This window comes from Nonomuraea sp. MTCD27, from assembly GCF_041950495.1.
In the GTDB taxonomy this organism is placed as follows: domain Bacteria; phylum Actinomycetota; class Actinomycetes; order Streptosporangiales; family Streptosporangiaceae; genus Nonomuraea.
Genome location: NZ_JBGNUW010000019.1, coordinates 98,291 through 114,676, shown reverse-complemented (window position 1 = coordinate 114,676; position 16,386 = coordinate 98,291). Strand labels below are relative to the sequence as shown.

Annotated in this window: 13 protein-coding genes; 5 read left to right on the top strand and 8 right to left on the bottom strand. The window is 73.5% G+C overall.

The window, feature by feature from the left end; genetic code table 11:
* The first annotated feature begins 162 nt into the window (after positions 1-162).
* On the top strand, positions 163-1,812 hold the full coding sequence (locus tag ACBJ59_RS43955) for a hypothetical protein (protein ID WP_375116039.1): 1,650 nt from the start codon (positions 163-165) through the stop codon (positions 1,810-1,812).
* Positions 1,813-1,835: 23 nt separating this feature from the next.
* Here ACBJ59_RS43955 and ACBJ59_RS43950 read toward each other — a convergent pair whose 3' ends face one another.
* From ACBJ59_RS43950 to ACBJ59_RS43930, 5 genes are all read right to left on the bottom strand, one after another.
* Positions 1,836-2,663, bottom strand: a complete 828-nt coding sequence (locus ACBJ59_RS43950) for an SAM-dependent methyltransferase (RefSeq protein WP_375116038.1) — start codon at positions 2,661-2,663, stop codon at positions 1,836-1,838.
* Positions 2,664-2,768: 105 nt separating this feature from the next.
* The gene (locus ACBJ59_RS43945; protein ID WP_375116037.1) at positions 2,769-3,404 is read right to left on the bottom strand and encodes a response regulator; all 636 of its coding nucleotides are present in this window, start codon (positions 3,402-3,404) and stop codon (positions 2,769-2,771) included.
* Positions 3,401-4,423: a sensor histidine kinase gene (locus tag ACBJ59_RS43940; protein ID WP_375116036.1), complete on the bottom strand. Its 1,023-nt coding sequence runs from the start codon at positions 4,421-4,423 to the stop codon at positions 3,401-3,403. The genes ACBJ59_RS43945 and ACBJ59_RS43940 overlap by 4 nt, the downstream gene beginning before the upstream one ends.
* A 202-nt stretch (positions 4,424-4,625) precedes the next feature.
* On the bottom strand, positions 4,626-5,900 hold the full coding sequence (locus ACBJ59_RS43935; RefSeq protein WP_375116035.1) for a glycosyltransferase: 1,275 nt from the start codon (positions 5,898-5,900) through the stop codon (positions 4,626-4,628).
* On the bottom strand, positions 5,897-8,134 hold the full coding sequence (locus ACBJ59_RS43930; RefSeq protein ID WP_375116205.1) for a glycoside hydrolase domain-containing protein: 2,238 nt from the start codon (positions 8,132-8,134) through the stop codon (positions 5,897-5,899). Before ACBJ59_RS43930 ends, ACBJ59_RS43935 begins: the two co-directional genes overlap by 4 nt.
* Positions 8,135-8,290: 156 nt before the next feature.
* Between ACBJ59_RS43930 and mqo the strand changes: the two genes are divergently transcribed.
* The gene (gene mqo / locus ACBJ59_RS43925; protein WP_375116034.1) at positions 8,291-9,802 is read left to right on the top strand and encodes a malate dehydrogenase (quinone); all 1,512 of its coding nucleotides are present in this window, start codon (positions 8,291-8,293) and stop codon (positions 9,800-9,802) included.
* Positions 9,795-10,481, top strand: a complete 687-nt coding sequence (locus ACBJ59_RS43920; protein ID WP_375116033.1) for a FadR/GntR family transcriptional regulator — start codon at positions 9,795-9,797, stop codon at positions 10,479-10,481. Before mqo ends, ACBJ59_RS43920 begins: the two co-directional genes overlap by 8 nt.
* On the opposite strand, the gene ACBJ59_RS43915 is transcribed toward ACBJ59_RS43920, so the two are convergent.
* On the bottom strand, positions 10,471-11,433 hold the full coding sequence (locus tag ACBJ59_RS43915) for an endonuclease/exonuclease/phosphatase family protein (RefSeq protein WP_375116032.1): 963 nt from the start codon (positions 11,431-11,433) through the stop codon (positions 10,471-10,473). The genes ACBJ59_RS43920 and ACBJ59_RS43915 overlap by 11 nt on opposite strands.
* 276 nt (positions 11,434-11,709) lie before the next feature.
* Here ACBJ59_RS43915 and ACBJ59_RS43910 point away from each other — a divergent pair, with 276 nt between their 5' ends.
* Both ACBJ59_RS43910 and ACBJ59_RS43905 read left to right on the top strand, forming a co-directional pair.
* Positions 11,710-13,062 carry a family 43 glycosylhydrolase gene (locus ACBJ59_RS43910; RefSeq protein WP_375116031.1) on the top strand — a complete coding sequence of 451 codons (1,353 nt, stop codon included), beginning with the start codon at positions 11,710-11,712 and terminating at the stop codon, positions 13,060-13,062.
* A gap of 164 nt (positions 13,063-13,226) precedes the next feature.
* Complete coding sequence (locus ACBJ59_RS43905; protein WP_375116030.1) at positions 13,227-14,621, top strand: FAD-binding oxidoreductase; 1,395 nt, start codon at positions 13,227-13,229, stop codon at positions 14,619-14,621.
* Between the two features lie 10 nt (positions 14,622-14,631).
* Here the strand turns inward: ACBJ59_RS43905 and ACBJ59_RS43900 are convergent, their stop codons facing one another.
* Together ACBJ59_RS43900 and ACBJ59_RS43895 are read right to left on the bottom strand one after the other, a co-directional pair.
* Positions 14,632-15,189: a CGNR zinc finger domain-containing protein gene (locus tag ACBJ59_RS43900; RefSeq protein WP_375116029.1), complete on the bottom strand. Its 558-nt coding sequence runs from the start codon at positions 15,187-15,189 to the stop codon at positions 14,632-14,634.
* Positions 15,190-15,240: 51 nt separating this feature from the next.
* Positions 15,241-16,359: a S1 family peptidase gene (locus ACBJ59_RS43895; protein WP_375116028.1), complete on the bottom strand. Its 1,119-nt coding sequence runs from the start codon at positions 16,357-16,359 to the stop codon at positions 15,241-15,243.
* Between the last annotated feature and the right edge of the window lie 27 nt (positions 16,360-16,386).

Below are 16,386 nucleotides of genomic sequence, written 5' to 3'. Positions count from 1 at the left end.
GCCCAACCCGTTGGACCGGTCCGCCGGGCGGACCCCCAGCTCACCGCGGACAGAGCCCCTCCACCGCCGTTACTCTCCGTCAATCTTGACGCGAAGTGCCGCCGTGTGGCTTGATCTTGAAGCTTTCCGACAGCGACCTGCCGCCCAGGAGGAATCTTGTGGTTGTCCCGAGCGCTTGAATCGACCCGATCACTGACCGTCGTGGGCGGGACCCTGGCGCTGCTGGCCGCCCTGACGGTGGCCCAGCCACCGGCCGCCTCCGCCGTGGACTCCACGACGGATCTCGGCGTGAGCCTGGCGACCGTGGGCCTCGATCACGAGAAGGGCGGTGACACGGCCGCCGGCGGGGGCAAGATCTTCGTCTCCGGGCGGGACCGGATCGTCGTCCTGGACGGCCGGGGCACGGTAACGGGCGAGATCACCGGCCTGTCGGGCGCGGTCGGCCTGGCCATGACGGCCGACGGCGCCCGCCTCTACGCGGCGCTGAGCGGCTCGAACCAGATCGCCGAGATCGACACCGGCACCCTCGCCGTCACCCGGCGGATCGACCTCGCCTACCCGTGCCCCATGAACCTGGCCCTCTCCGGCTCCCAGCTCCTGGTCGGGTACGGCTGCGAGCGCCTCTCGGGCGGCGGCGTCCTCAGCCTCGACCTCACCGCGCCGGCGCCGCAGGCCGTGTCCGTCCGGGCCGGGATGTCCAGCGGTGCCCCCCTGGTCGCCGCAGCACGGAACACCCTGGTGTTCGCCCTGCCCAACCTGTTGCCCGCCTACCTGTACGTCTACGACCTCGACGGCACGTCGGCGACCCCGCGGGGCGGCATCGACGGCCTTGCGCATGGTCTGAGCGGCCCGTACGACCTGGCCGTCACGCCGGACGGGGCCACGCTCGTCGCCGCGCTCGACAGCCCGGACCAGATCGACGCCTGGGACACCACGACCCTGACCCGCGTCCGCTCCTACAGCCCGATCCACTCGATCTCCCGCCGCGCCGTCGCGGTGAGCCCCGACGGGACCCAGGTGGTGGGCACGGGCGTGGCGAACGTCGTGTCGTACGACGCGGCCACGGCGGAGATCACCTACCGGAGCGAGAACTCCTCGCTGGGCAGCGTCGTCCCGGGCAGCCTGACGATCTCGGGCGCCGACGTCCTCACCGTGCTGAGGGCCGGCACCGGACGGCTCCACCTGTGGCGGATGCACGGCGCGCTGCTGCCGCGGTCGTCGATGACCCTCACCGCCCCGGCCACGGGAGACGTGCTCGAACCGGTCACGCTGACCGGCGGGCTCACGCTGCCCGGCGGGCTCGACGCCGGCGCGCAGCCGGTCGTGGTGACCCGGCACGCGCCCGACGGCACCAGCGCGACCGTCGCGGAGGTGACGACCGCTGCGGACGGCTCGTTCACGCTCGCCGACACCCCGCCGGTCGGCGGCGCGATCACCTACCAGGCCGTCTGGGACGGCAGCCAGGACGCCCGGTGGAGCTCCGCGTCGGCGACCACCGAGGTCGCCAGGCGGCCGGCCACGCTGACGCTGACCGGCCTGAAGACCGGGTCGGTCGGCAAGGAGATGCGGTTCAGGGGCACCCTGGCGGGCGACGGCGGGCTGCGGCCCGAGGGCGCCGTGATCACCGTCGAGCGCACGTGGGTCGACAGCTCCGCCACGAGACCGCTGCCCAGCGTGACGGTGGACGAGAGCGGCTCGTTCGAGTTCGTCACCACGGTCGGGGCGAGGGGACTGTACAGGTTCACCGTCAGGTGGCCGGGCAACGGCGTCTACCAGCAGGCGCAGGCGAGCCACGAGGTCCAGGTCTCCTGAGCTCGGAGGCACCGGTGGCGTGGTCAGGGTTTTCTGGCCACGCCGCCCGCGATGCAGATCCCGCCCAGCCCCGGCGGCCGCCGGACGGGCTGCTCCGGCCGCCACTCCGGCAGGTGCACCACGCCCGGCTCGACCAGCTCCAACCCGTCGAAGAAGTGCACGATCTCCTTCATGTCCCGGGCCCGGCCGGTGCCCAGCATCGTGAGCAGGACCCCCTCCAGGGCCCGTACCTCCGGCGCGCACGAGCAGAAGTGCGTGAGCTGCAGGTAGCTGCCGCGAGCCAGGCGCGACTTGTACGTGTCCACCAGCTCCTCGGGCCCCTCGTCGTCGCCCAGGTGGTGCACCACGGCCACCAGGAGCAGCCCGATCGGCCGGGAGAAGTCCAGGAAGCCCTCCACCTTCGGATGGTGGAAGATCGCCTCGGGCTCGCGCATGTCGGCGGTGATGACGCGGGTGTTGTCGTTGGTCTGCAGGATCGCCCGGGCGTGGGCGAGCACGATGGGGTCGTTGTCCACGTAGACCACCCGCGCGTCCGGGTTGATCCGCTGGGCGACGGAATGCGTGTTGTCCATCGTGGGCAGCCCGGATCCGACGTCGAGGAACTGGTCGATGCCCTGCTCGGTCATGAACTTCACGCCGCGGAACAACATCGCGCGGTTCTCCCGGGCGCCCTGGCCGCCGTCGGGGAAGTGCTTCATGCCCTCCATCGCGACGGCCCGGTCGACCGCGAGGTTGTCCTTGCCGCCGAGGAACGCGTCGTACACGCGGGCGATGCTGGGCTTGCTGGTGTCGATCTCCGGAGGCAGGTAGTCCGGGTCCTGATGCGTCCAGTTCGGAAGTCCGTCGCCCATGGTCGCCCTCCGCCGCGTCACGTTTGATCGACACCGAATGCGCGGCAGCATAGCGACGATCGAGCAAAGGGCACAGATCCGGATGAAACTTTCAGATGCTCCGGATCACGGCAGCAGGCCGCGGCCGTAGGCGGCGGCCACGGCCGCCGCGCGATCGGAGACGCCCAGTTTCGTGTAGATGTGGGCGAGGTAGGTCTTCACGGTCGTCTCGCTGATGAACAGCGCCGCCGCCGCGTCCTTGTTGGTGAAGCCCTTCGCGACCAGCCCGAGCACGGTACGTTCGCGCTCGCTCAGCTCGGCGGGGGCGAACGCGGGCGCGGACGTACGGACCCGGTCCAGCACCCGGGCGGCCACCGCCGGGGACAACACCGACTCCCCCACGGCCGCCGCCCGCACGGCGCGGAAGACCTCGTCCCGCGGCGAGTCCTTGAGCAGGTAGCCGATCGCGCCCGCGGTCAGCGCCGGCAGCACGTCCTCGTCCCCGTCGTACGTCGTCAGGACCAGCACGCGGGCCGACGGCACCCGCTCGGCCAGCGACCGGATGAGCTCGGCCCCGCTCAGGCCGGGCATGCGCAGGTCGGTGAGCACCGCGTCGGGGCGCGCCCGCTCGGCCAGGGCCAGCCCCCGTTCCCCGTCGCCCGCCTCGCCGACGACCTCCAGGTCGGGCTGCTCGGCGAACATGCCGCGCAGGCCGTCGCGCACCACGGGATGGTCGTCCACGATCACCAGTCGTACGCTCACGTCGCCTCCTGCCCGGCCGTGCTCGGGATGGCGGGGACGGTCACGCTGATCGCCGTCCCCTGGCCGGGCGCCGACTCCACCTCGACGCTCCCGGCGAGCCTGACCACCCGCTGCCGCATCGCCGTGAGCCCGAACCCGCCGCTCTCCCCGGGGCTGAACCCCACCCCGTCGTCCCGGACATCGACCACCACCACGTCCTCCATGTACGACAGGGTGACACCGGTCCGGCCGGCCCCGGCATGCCTGGCCACGTTGGCCAGCGCCTCCTGCACCGCCCGGTACAGCGTCAGCTCGACCTCGGGATGCAGCAACCTGGCCGGGCCGGTGACGGTCAGGCCGGCGGGCACCTCGTGCGCGGCGCTCCAGCCGGACACCAGCGACTCCAGCGCCTCGGGCAGCCTGGACTCCGCCAGCGGGCCGGGGCGCAGCCCGTCGAGGGAGCGGCGGACCTCGGTCAGGCTCTCCCTGGCCAGGCTCCGGGCGACGGCCAGCCGACGGCGTACGGCGTCGGGGTCGTGCGCGGCCTCCTCGGCGGCTTCGAGCTGGGTGACGATGCCCGAAAGTCCCTGGGCGACGGTGTCGTGGATCTCCCTGGCCATCCGGCCGCGCTCCCCCGCGACCCCCGTCTGCCGGGCCGCCGCCAGGAGCCTGCCCTGCAGCTCGGCGTTCTCCTCGCCCAGCCTGACCAGGCGCTCGTTGGCGTCCTCCAGGGCCCGGTTGGCGGCGAGCCGGCGTTCGACCTCGGTCTCCATGGCCCTGATGATCCACCCGAGGAAGGCGGCGAACGCAGCCCCCGCCAGCGCGGGCAGCAGCCCGAGCCAGGGCTCGCCGCCGCTCTGGAACGCGATGGGGCCGCCCGCGGCGACGAGCGCCGTGACGACCACCCCGGCGTAGGCGTACCAGCCGGGCAGGGCCACGAACGCCGTGGGGAAGCAGCCGAGCATGACCAGCGCGTACGCCGGATGGCGGGCCACCAGCACCCAGGCCAGGGCCAGCAGCCCGGCGAAATAGAGCGCCATCGGCGCCAGCGCCGCAGCTCCAGGGTGGGAACCACATTTCCTCCTCGGCTCGATGACTCCCACCGAGTCTGCGAGGCGGAGGCGGCCCGCCGAATCGTGCGTCAGGGCGCGATCCGGCCGACCGGACGGACGATGCGGCCGCTCGTCCGGTCGGAGGATCCCCTCGGAACACGTCTTCGGCGCACGCCTTCAGTGCCCTCCCTCAGAGCACCCCGACGGCGGGCGCCTCCTGCGGGAACAGGTCGTCGAACACCGCGGCCCGGTCGAAGGACATCGCGCGGGCGCGGGCGCGCAGCTCCAGGTCCTGCCGTTCGGCGGCGGACATGTCGAGAACCACCCGGTCCACGGCCGCGGCCAGGGCGTCGACGTCCCCGGGCGGGACCACGACGGCGGTGTCGCCGACGGCCTCGAGGGTCCCGCCGGTCGGGGTGGTGACGATCGGCCCGCCGCCGGCCAGCATCTTCTCGGCCAGGGCGATGCCGAAGGTCTCGACGAAGTCGGGCTCGGGCTTGGTGGGCAGCGCGTAGGCCGCGCAGCCGCGCATGAGCAGCGTCTTCTCCTGGTCGTCGACGTCGGAGAGGAAGACCACCCGGTCGTCCCCCTCGGCCAGCGCGCGCACCTCGTCCAGGGCCGTACCGGTGCCGGCGACGACCAGCCGCACGCTCGACCGGCAGCGCATCCGGCGGTAGGCGAGCACCAGGTCGTGGATGCCCTTGGCCTTGGTCACCCGGGACAGGAACAGCACGTAACCGTCCCGCTCCAGGCCGCGCCGGGCGAGCGCGGCGTCCACCCGCGCCGGCTCCGGGTCGAGGAAGGCGGCGGAGTCGATCGGCGGGTAGCTGACGGTGACGCGGCGCCGGCACTGCTCGGCGAACGTGGTGCCGCAGCGGGCGTCCACCTGCTCGGCCGAGGCGACGATCTCCTCCCGGGTGTATTCGGAGACCGCGACGACCTCGTCGTTGGCCAGGAACGTGGTGAACAGCACCGTCGCCGCCCCGAACCGGCCCTCCCGCAGGCACGACCGGATCACGTTGGTGACGTCGGAGCCGACCGCCTTCGCGACGGTGTGCACGTCGGGCGCGAACCCGGCCGCCCGCGCCGCCGCGACCGCGTCCACGACCACCGAGGCGTGCGGGGCCAGGTACATCGACAGGCAGACCGTGGGCACCGGCTCGGCGAGCAGCTCGACGAGCCGGCCGGTGAGACCCGCCTGATGACGGCCGTCCGGCACGCGGTAGTCGCCGACCGGCTCCGGCCGCTCCACGGTGATCCCCGGGCTGTACGGCAGCAGCCGGTCCAGCGGCTTGAGCGGCAGCCCGGCCGCCCGCAGCGCCGGGATCGGCCAGGTCAGCAGCCGTACGTCGTCGAACCCGCGGGTCAGCGCCACCTCGGCGAGATTGCGGGCCTCGCCGGAGTGACCGCAGATGACCGGGTCGGCCCTGACCACGATGACGAGACGGCGACGGGGGTGGGTCATCGCGCTACCTCCGGTGTCGGGGGCGGATCGGAAAGGGACGGCGGGCGGATCCCCCGTCCCCACGCCGACGGCTCCGGGCCCAGTCGCAGGTGCAACCGGCCGCCGCGGTGCACGGTGGCGGCGCTCAGGTGGGTCGCGTCCAGGGGTTTGCCGTCGAGCGTCGCCGACTGGACGTACTGTGCCGGCAGGTCCCGGTCGAGGCCGTCGACGCCGATCGGCCGCTCGCGGTGCCCGCTGGTCTCGATCACGAACTCGTTGCCGCCGACCCGGAGCACGGCCCGCTCGAACGCCGGCGCGTTCACCAGGAACAGGTTCTGCCCGGCGATGGGGAACAGCCCCAGCGACGCCCACACGTACCACGAGCTGAGGCCGCCGGAGTCGTCGTTACCGGGCAGGCCACCGGGCCCGGTGCCGAACTGCCAGGTCAGCGCCGCGTTCACGATCTCGGCCGTACGGTCGGGACGGCCGGCGTAGTGGTAGGCCCACGGCGCCTCCATGTCCGGCTCGTTGTTCAGCCCCTCGAACCGGTTCAGGGCGTAGCCGGCCGCCATCTCCGCCGCCGACGGGCGCCGGCCAGGCTGCTTCACCGGCGCGGCGCCGAAGCCGAAGAACCGGTCCAGCTTGTCGATGAAGCCCGAGTCGCCGCCGGCCAGGGCGATCCGCGCGGCCATGTCGTGCAGCAGCCGGAACGAGTAGTTCCACTTGCCGCCCTCGTAGAACTCCGAGTCGCGCAGCAGCCCCGTGTCCGGGTCGAAGGCGTTGGACCACTGCAGGCCGCGGTTCTCGAGATCGTCGGCCAGCCGGCGGTCGTTCAACGACCGGGCCACCTGTGCCGTGCAGTGGTGGGCGTAGGCGAGGTCGAGGGTGTGCGTGATCGGGTGCACGACTCCGTGCTCGAAGAAGTCCTCGCCGTACATGCGGCGCAGGTCGCCGACCATGTGCACGAGCGCCCAGCTCCAGTCCAGGGCCGCCCGGCCGAGCGCGTGGGCGTCCGCCAGCGCGGTGTGCACGAGCGCGCTGGCCTGGCGGAAGAAGCGGTCGGCGCCGCGGGCCATCCGGTAGCCGATGGGGAAGTTGCCCTCCTCCTCGCAGACCCGGATCAGCGACTCCAGCAGGTCGGAGGCCCGGTCGGGGGCGATGGCCGCGAGCAGCGGCAGCTGCGTCTTGTAGATGTCCCACATGGTGCACACGTCGAACGCGAACGGCCCGGGGGTCGGCCAGAACGGGCTCTCGTCGTCGGCGAAGCACGGCTTGATCAGCGCGTGGTAGAGCGCCGTGGCGAGCACGGTACGGCGGGCCGGCGTGCCGCCCTCGACCTGTACCCGGTCGAGGTGCTCGCTCCACCGGGCCCGGGTCCGCGAGCGTACGGTGTCGAACGCCGGCTGGGCGTGGCCGCACTCGCGCTCCAGGTTCTGCCGGGCCTGGTCGCACCCGCGCAGCGAGAACCCGAGCCGCACCTCGATGGTCTGCCCCGGCGTGGTGGGGCCCATGAAGAGCATGCCGAACGGCCGCAACGTGGTGTGCCGGATGCTGTCGAAGTCGAGGCGGGTGCCGCCGTCGATGAGGCGCCGGTCGTACCAGAGCATCTGCCGCCAGCCCGGGCTGTCGACGTCCACGTACACCGAGAGCGGGACGCCCTCCATCACCACCGTGCCCTGGGCCCGGCCGCGCCCCATGCTCTCCACCTGCGCCCGCACCGGCACGGTCTGGCCGAGGTCGATGGCCAGGCCGCCGCAGGACAGGTCGACCACCACGCGGGCGCTGCTGTGCTCCGGGAACGTGTACCGGTGCACGGCGACCTTGGTGCCCACGGTGAGCTCGCAGCGGACCCCGGTGCCCAGGGTGGCCGCGTAGTAGCCGGCCTCCGCCACCTCGTCGTGCAGCGGCCAGGACTCGCCCAGCTCGTCCAGCGACTGCACCATCGGGGTGACCCTCACGTAGTTGTAGTACTTGCGGATCGCTCCGGTGCCGGACTGCTGGAAGTGGGTGAACCCGGACGCCTGCAGCTGCTCGAACATCTCCTCGGGCACGCCCTCGGTGTTCTTCGCGTACCGGCCGTAGCCGGTGGGGTACGCGCCGGAGTAGGCGCAGGCCGACACCATGCCCAGCGGCGACGTGGCACCGGGGTGGGTGTTGCCCACCTGTGGTTTCGGCCACCACCAAGTGGCGGCCAGACCACGAGCCGGAGGCAGGTCGGTCGCCGCTGTGCCGATGAAGGGGTCAACGTTGTCCAGGATGGCGGGAATCTACCCACCGCGATCGCGCCTTAGGTTTCCGCCAGGTGAAATCTCCTCGGGAACATGGGTGGAAGGCGTGCGCGAGCAGGCGGACAAACCTGTTATACAGGACAGAACCCTGTCATACAGGTTGCAGTCGCGAGGAGACATCAGGTGAGCGCCGAACGCGGATCGAGGACCGGCACCGGCTACGACGTGGTGCTGGTCGGGGGCGGGATCATGAGCGCCACCCTCGGCGTGCTGCTGCGCCGCGCGCAGCCGGACTGGTCGATCCTCGTGCTGGAACGGCTGGACGGGCTCGGCCTGGAGAGCTCGTCGGCCTGGAACAACGCGGGCACCGGCCACGCCGGGCTCTGCGAGTTCAACTACACCCCGCTCGGCGGCGACGGCTCGATCGACGTCGGCAGCGCCATCGCCGTCAACGAGCAGTTCCAGCTGTCGCGGCAGCTCTGGGCGGGGCTGGTCGAGGAGGGCACGCTCGGCGACCCGGCCGGTTTCATCCGCTCGGTCCCCCACTTCGGCTTCGCCCGCGGCGCCGCCGGGGTGGAGCACCTGCGCCTGCGGCACGAGGCGCTGCGCGGGCACCCGCTGTTCGAGGGGATGGAGTTCACCCGCGACCGGGACGTCATGGCGCGCTGGCTCCCGCTGATGTTCGACCGCCGTCCCGGTGGCGAGCACGTCGCCGTCTGCCGCACGCGTGGCGGCACCGACGTCGACTACGGGGTGCTCACGCGCCGGCTCTTCACCGCCCTCGCACGCGACGGCGTCGAGGTGCGCACCGGCCACGAGGTGCGCTCCCTCTCCCGTGACCACCGGTCGTGGCGGCTGCGGGTGCGCGATCTGGAAGGGGCCCGCGACTACGGCGTGCGCGGCTCGTTCGTGTTCCTCGGGGCGGGCGGCGGGACGCTGCCGCTGCTCCAGAGCGCAGGGGTGCGGCAGACCCGGGGGTACGGCGGCTTCCCCATCAGCGGGCAGTTCCTCCGTACGGACCGGCCGGAGCTGCTCGCCCGCCACCACGCGAAGGTCTACGGCCACGCGGAGCCCGGCGCGCCGTCGCTGTCGGTGCCGCACCTCGACACCCGGGTCGTGGACGGCCGCGGCTACCTCATGTTCGGCCCCTTCGCCGCGTTCTCGCCGCGCTTCCTCAAGCGGGGCCGCCGCTCCGACCTGCCCCGGTCGGTCACCCCGTGGAACGCCGGGACGCTCCTGGGCGCGGCCCGCGAGAACCTCGGCCTGCTGCGCTACCTCGTCGGCCAGCTGGCGCAGACCCACGGCGGCCGGATGCGCGCGCTGCGCCGGTTCGTCCCGGACGCGCGGCCGGGCGACTGGGAGCTCGTCACCGCCGGCCAGCGGGTGCAGGTGGTCAAGCGGGTGGACGGCCGTGGCTCGATCGCCGGGTTCGGCACCGAAGTCGTCACCTCCGATGGCCTCGCCGCCCTGCTCGGCGCCTCACCGGGCGCCTCCGCCTCGGTCTCGATCATGCTGGACGTGCTCGAACGAGCCTTCCCCGAGCGCGTGCCGGCCTGGCGCGCGGCGCTCCGGACCCTGGTCCCCACGTACGGCACCCGCTTGTCCGAACACCCGGACCTGCTCCAGGAGGTCACGCGACGCAGCGCCCTCGCGCTGGGCCTGGCGGAGAGCGCGCACGGAGCCGTCCGTGGCTGACGATCACGCCCCCAGCCTCGCCGACCGGGTGGAGGGCGAGCTCCGGCGCGCCATCGGGGACGGAACCTGGCAGCCCGGCGACCTCATGCCCGCCGAAGGCGACCTCGCCGGCCGGTACGAGGTCAGCCGCACCGTCGTACGCGAGGCCATCTCCCGGCTGCGTGCCGCGGGGCTGGTCGAGACCCGGCGCGGACGCGGATCGTTCGTCCTGGCCAGGCCGGCGGCGCAGGACTTCACGCACTCCGTGGGCACCGTACGGAGCCTGGACGACCGGCTTCACCTGCTCGAACTGCGCCGTGGCATCGAGGTGGAGGCCGCGGCGCTGGCCGCCGCCCGCGCCACACCCGCCGCCCTGGCCGCCGTCGACGCCGCGCTGCGCCGGATGGCCACGGTCCGGGGCAGCGCCAGCGACGCGGTGGAGGCCGACTTCGCCTTCCACCGCGCCATCGCCGTCGCCACCGGCAACCGCTTCTACCTCGACCTGCTCGACGCGCTCGGCGCCGCCGCGATCACCCGGCCGTACGCGGGGACCGAGCACGACCCCGGCCACCTGGACCAGGTGCTCGGCGAGCACCGCAAGATCCGGGACCAGATCTCCGCCGCGGACCCCCTGGGCGCGGCCGCGGCCATGCGCACCCACCTCGACGCGTCCAGGACCCGGCTGACCCTCAGAGCCTGATGCGGGCCACGACCGGGAGGTGGTCGCTGCCGGTCGCGGGCAGCGTCCAGGTCGCGACGGGCGTCGCGGCGCGGGTCATGACGTGGTCGATCCGGGCGAGGGGGAACGCGGCGGGCCAGCTGAAGCCGAACCCCGCCACGGCCGGGGTCATCCGGGAGGTGACCGGTGCCAGGCCGCGGTCGTCGAGGGTGGCGTTGAGGTCGCCCAGCAGGACGATCCTGTCCAGCGGCTCGGCGGCGAGGGCCGCGCCCAGCGCGGCGGCGCTCTCGTCCCGCCACCGGGTGCCGAAGCCGTCCGGCAGCCGGATCCGGACCGAGGGCAGGTGGGCGACGTACACGGCCAGGTCGCCGGACGGTGTCCGCACGGTGGCGCGCATCCCCCGGTTCCAGTCCCCGGTGACCCCCTCGGGCCTGATGCCCACCGGCCGGGAGTCCGTGAGGGGATGTCTGGACCAGAGCCCGACGGTGCCCACGACCACGTGGTGGGGATGGCCGGGGGCGAGGACGGCCTCGTAGACGGGCCGGGCGGCGGGCATCACCTCCTCCAGGGCGATGAGGTCGGCCCCGGCCCCGGCCAGGGCTCGCGCGGTGCCCGCCGGATCGGGGTTCTCCTCGCCGACGTTGTGCTGGAGCACGGTCAGGTCGTGGGCCGCCCCGCCGTCGGCGGGCGACAGCCGCGCACCGAAGACGGCGGCCCAGACCGCCACCGGCAGCACCAGGGACACCATCGCGATGGCCGAGCGGCGCAGCAGCGCCAGGACCAGCAGCACCGGAACGGCCAGGCCGACCCAGGGCAGGAACGTCTCCAGCAGGCTCCCGAGGCTCCCCACGGCGTTGGGCACGGCTCGGGGGAACGCCTGCAGCCCGGCCACCAGCACGGCGAGCGCGGCGAGAACCCGCCCGCGCCGCCACGGCGAGTCGCCGCCACGAGCCCGCCGATCTTCGATGCTCATACGCCCGACCGTACGGCTCGCCGCCCGCCCCCACCGAACCCCGGCGAAGAGCCCGATACGTGAACGTTACGGGGAGGATCACGCCCGAGTTTCCGCTCATAGCCGTTTGACCTGGGATTCCTGCTGTAACGACCTGAATTGGCGGCCGTTCGGGGATTTCTTCCGGGTTATTGACGTAATTTGCGAGACTTCGGCAGACTCTGCGCAGCGGCACGGCGCCCCAGCCGCTCAGCGGGAGCGGGCCCGGCAGGCGTCGATTGCGGGAGGACGTGACAGATGGCTGATTCCGAGAACGGGTTGCACGTGAACCGGCGGTCGTTGCTGACCGGTGCGGCCGGTTTCTTGGGAGCGGCGGCGCTTCCCACAGCCGCCGCGCAGGCGGCGCAGGCGGCGCCCGCCGAGGCCGCGGCGAGGCGGCGCCACCCGTCGAACTGGCCCGAGCCGGAGCCCTACGGCCTCGCCGACACCCGGCTGGACCTGTGGCCGCGCGAGGACAACTCCTTCATCCTCCCGCTCGAGTTGCGCCCCCGCGACGAGGCGCTCGGCCGGGTCTGGATGCGGGACACCTACGTCAACTGCTTCGTCGTCGACGGCCGCCCGGTCTACGTCGCCACCGGCACCACGCGGGTGCCCGGCCTCGAAGCCGCCGCCCCGTGGAACGACGGCATCTTCGTGTGGGTGTCCCCGTCCCTGCGGGGGCCGTGGCGGCTGGCCGACACCACCGGCATCCGGCCCGGCGCCGAGAAGGGCAAGGTGTGGTCGCCGGAGTTCGCCGGCGAGAACCGGCCGGGACGCACGGTCGTGGCCCCGTGGCAGGAGTACTGGACCGACGACCGGTTCGGCAAGCGGGGCCAGGCCTGGGCCCCGGAGGTGCACCACTTCCGCGGCAAGTGGTACATCGTGGCGTGCATGGGCGACCACTCCCAGAAGGTCGGCTCGTTCATGCTGGTGAGCGAGGGCGGGGTCGAGGGCCCGTACCGGCTGGTGGAGGGCAACCTCGACAAACCCTTCGGCGAGTCCTTCATCGGCGGGCCCGCCTTCATCAAGCCGGGCGCCTACCACCACATCGACGGCAGCCTCTACGCCGAGGGCGACGACGCCTGGCTGGTGCTGCACAACCATCTGTACGCGAAGTTCCGGGACGACATGGAGGACATCGTCCCGACGACCGGCCTCCCCCAGTTCCAGCAGGTGCCGTACGCGCCCGAGCCGTACCTCGAAGGCGCGTACGTGTTCAAGCACGGCGGCAAGTACTACCTCCTGCACGCCGCGTGGAACCGCTCCTCCACCAACCCCGACGGCACCACGCGATACGCCTACGCCACGCCCGGCGCCGGCCGCGTGCAGTACCAGTACGACGCGGTCGTCGCCGTCGCGGACAATTTCGAGGGCCCCTATTCCAGGCGGTGGACCGCGGGAGTCGGCGCCGGTCACAACAACTTCTTCGCCGATCGCAGCGGCCAGGTGTGGGCGACGTTCTTCCGCAACCCCAACTTCGGCTACTGGTCCGACCCGTCGCGCATCGGCGACGCCGCGGTGGCCGGTGTCGTACGGGTGGAATGGACCGGCCCCGAGGGCAACCGCCTGTACGTCCAGCGCCGCAACCACGGGCACACGGTCGACGACTGACCGCCGGCTGCCGGGGACGGCCGCCCGCAAGGGCTCCGGCCTCGTCGCCACCAACCCCCCCCCGTCGCCTCCTCCGGCCGGGCGTGCCCTGAAGCCGGTTGGCACGCCTGGTGTCCGTATGATTGCTGAAAGTAATGATACGAACACAGGTCATGGGGGTGGCCGTGACGAGGTCGCGCCGGCCCGCGGCGGATGACTGGCAGGCGCTCCGGAGACGCGTACGCGGACCGGTGCTCCTGCCCGGCGACCCCGGCTACGAGCAGGCGCGCCGGATCGCCGATCCCCGGTTCGGCCTGGTCCGGCCGCTCGGGGTGGTGCGGTGCGCCGACCCCCGGGACGTACGCGAGGCGGTGCTGTTCGCGCGCCGGCACCGGTTGCCGCCGCACCCCCGCTCCGGCGGCCACGGCTACGCCGGCTACTCGACCGGACCCGGGCTGGTCATCGACGTCTCCCCGATGTCCGGGGTCACGGTGGACCAGGACGTCGCCCGGGTGGGAGCGGGGGCCAGGGCCGGCGAGGTGGCACGGGCACTCGACCGGCACGACCGCCTGCTGCCCCTGGGCACGTGCCCGGACGTCGGCATCGCGGGGCTGACGCTGGGCGGCGGCATCGGGACGGTCGGCCGCGCCTACGGGCTGACGATGGACCACCTGCTCCAGGCGGAGGTGGTGCTCGCCGACGGCCGCATGGAGACGTGCGGCCCCGACGCCCACGCGGACCTGTTCTTCGCGCTGCGCGGCGCGGGGACGGCCGGGTTCGGGATCGTCACGTCGCTGGTGTTCGGCACCCATCCGGCTCCCGACGTGCACACGTTCCTGCTCGAATGGCCCTGGGCGCCGGACCTGGTGGCGGCGTGGCAGGAGTGGGCGCTGACCGTGCCCGACCGCATGTTCACCCAGCTCGTCCTGCGGCCCGGCCCCGGGCAGGCCGTCGTGGTGGCCGTGTGGTGCGGCCCGAGGCGGGAGGCCGCGCACCTGCTGGTGGGCCTGACCCGGGCCATGGGGACCGGCCCGGCCGGGGTCAGGACGCACTCGTCCCGGTATCCGGAGGCGACCGAGTTCCTGTGGTGCTTCTCCCGGGAGGGCATGGCCGGGGCGTCCGGCCCCTGCTTCCAGGCCGACCACCTGCTCGACCGGCCGCTGCCCCCGGAGGCGGTGGCCGTGCTGACACGAGCGCTGGCCCGCGGCGCCGCGTCCGAGGGCGGCGGGCGGCGGGACTGCGTGATCGAGTTGCAGGGCGGGGCGCTCGGCCGCGCCGAGGGGACGGCCTGGGCGCACCGCGACTGCCGGTTCGGCATGTGGGTCCGCGCCTGGGCGGACGCCCGCACGGGTCTCGGCGCGACGCTGGCGGCCCGCGACTGGACCGCCCGGCTGTGGCAGGACCTGCGGCCGTGGGCGACGGGGCAGGCGTACCAGAACCACGTCTCCGCACGCCAGCCCGACTGGGGACGCGCCTACTACGGCGAGCACCTCGATCGCCTGCGCGCGGTCAAGGCCCGCTACGACCCCGGTGACCTCTTCCACTTCCCGCACGCCATCCGTCCCCCGCGACCCGCCTGACCGGTCGGCGTCAGCGCGTGCCCGCCACCTGGGCCTCCTTCTTGCGCGCCCGGTAGGCAGCCGCCTTGATCTTGTTGCCGCACGACTCCATGCCGCACCACTCCCGCCGCCCGCCCCGCGAGCGGTCGATGAAGACCTTGGTGCACTCGGGGTTGGCGCACTCCTTCATCAGCGGCACCTCCGGCCCGCTGAGCAGCTCGACGGCATGCCGGGCCACGGTGGACAGCGCCTGGGCCGGGGTCGCCTCGACCCACCGCCCCTCGGCCGTCAGCTGCGGCGCCGCCGCGGGCTCGCGGGCGGCCTCGTTCACCAGGGCGAGCGCCTCGCCGTCGTATCCGTCACCGGCCAGCCGGGCGGTGACCAGCGCGTAGATCGCCTCCCGAACCGCCACGGCCCGGGCCAGATCCGCGTCCCGGCAGGGGGAGACGGCGTCGACGAGGCCGGACTCCAGGTACCAGGCGTCGAGCCGGTCGGGGGCGTCGAGCGTCTCGAAGCGCTCCGTGCGGCGCGCCCGGAGCGTGCCGGCGAGGTCGAGCGCGGGGTTGCCGCAAAGGAACACATGCTTCACATCACCAGTTTGACAGGTGATGCAAATCCTGCGCAATCGCCGGGACGCCGCTCAGCCGGTGACCAGCGTGAGACCGAAGGCCGACAGGGGCTCCGCGACCGGCTGGAAGTACGTGGTGCCGCCGACCGAGCAGTTGCCGGAACCGCCGGAGGTCATGCCCTGGGCCTGGTCCCCGGACAGGAACGGCGCCCCCGACGCCCCCGGCTCCGCGCACACGCTGGTGCGCACCAGGCCGGTGACGGTGCCGCCGGGGTAGACGACGGTGACGTTGCGCTGCTGGACAATGCCGCAGTGCCAGCCGGTGGCCGGGCCGGCCTGGCAGACGGACGACCCCACCGGGGCCGGCGCCGCGCCGCGCACGGGGCGTTCGACGCCGAGGCCGACCACGGTGCCACGGGGGGTCCAGCCCGGGTGGAGCGACACCCAGGCGTAGTCGTCGCCCGGGTAGGAGGATGCCTCGAAGACGCCGATCGGGGTGCCTCCGTAGCCGGTCAGGGCGACGTCCCCCCTCTGGCCGCAGTGCCCGGCGGTGAGGAACCCGCCGGTGGTGCCGCGCCGTACCGTGAAGCCGACGATGCAGCGCCCCTTGTCCCGGACGACGAAGGTGTCGCCGCCGCGGATGTCGGCGTACGGGACGGGGCGGGCGGTCGAGGTCCGCACGCGTACGACGGAGGGGTCGGCCTTGCTGCCGGAGACGAAGGCGGTGCCGCTCGCCCGGTCGGCGGCCAGCACCACGACGTCGTTGGCGGGCTCGTCCACGTACCAGCCGTGCACGCCGGGGCCGGCCAGATGCGCGGCCCGATCCAGGAGGTCCCGCGTGGCTTCGAGCGCGGCGAGCGGCCGGGCGACGACGCTGGGCCGGGCTCCCGAGGCGGCGATGGCCTGCGCGTCGGCCGCGTCGGCGGTGGCGACGACGAACGATCCGTCCGCCGCCAGCCAGGCGCCGCCGAAGCGGGGGCCGAGCAGGCCGCGCAGGGCCGGCTCCGCCCGGCGGGCGCGCTCCTCGGCGACCAGCCGGGAGGCGGCCTGCCCGGCGGTGAGCCCGAGATCGCGCCGCATGGCCCGCACCATCTCGGGGGATGCGGCGGGGACGGGGGTGGCGCGCACGGGCGTGCCGGTGAGGACGAGCGTGGCGGCCACCGCGGCGGCGACCGAGCGGAAGGACTTCATGCGGACCTCCTGAGCCAAGCCCTGCCG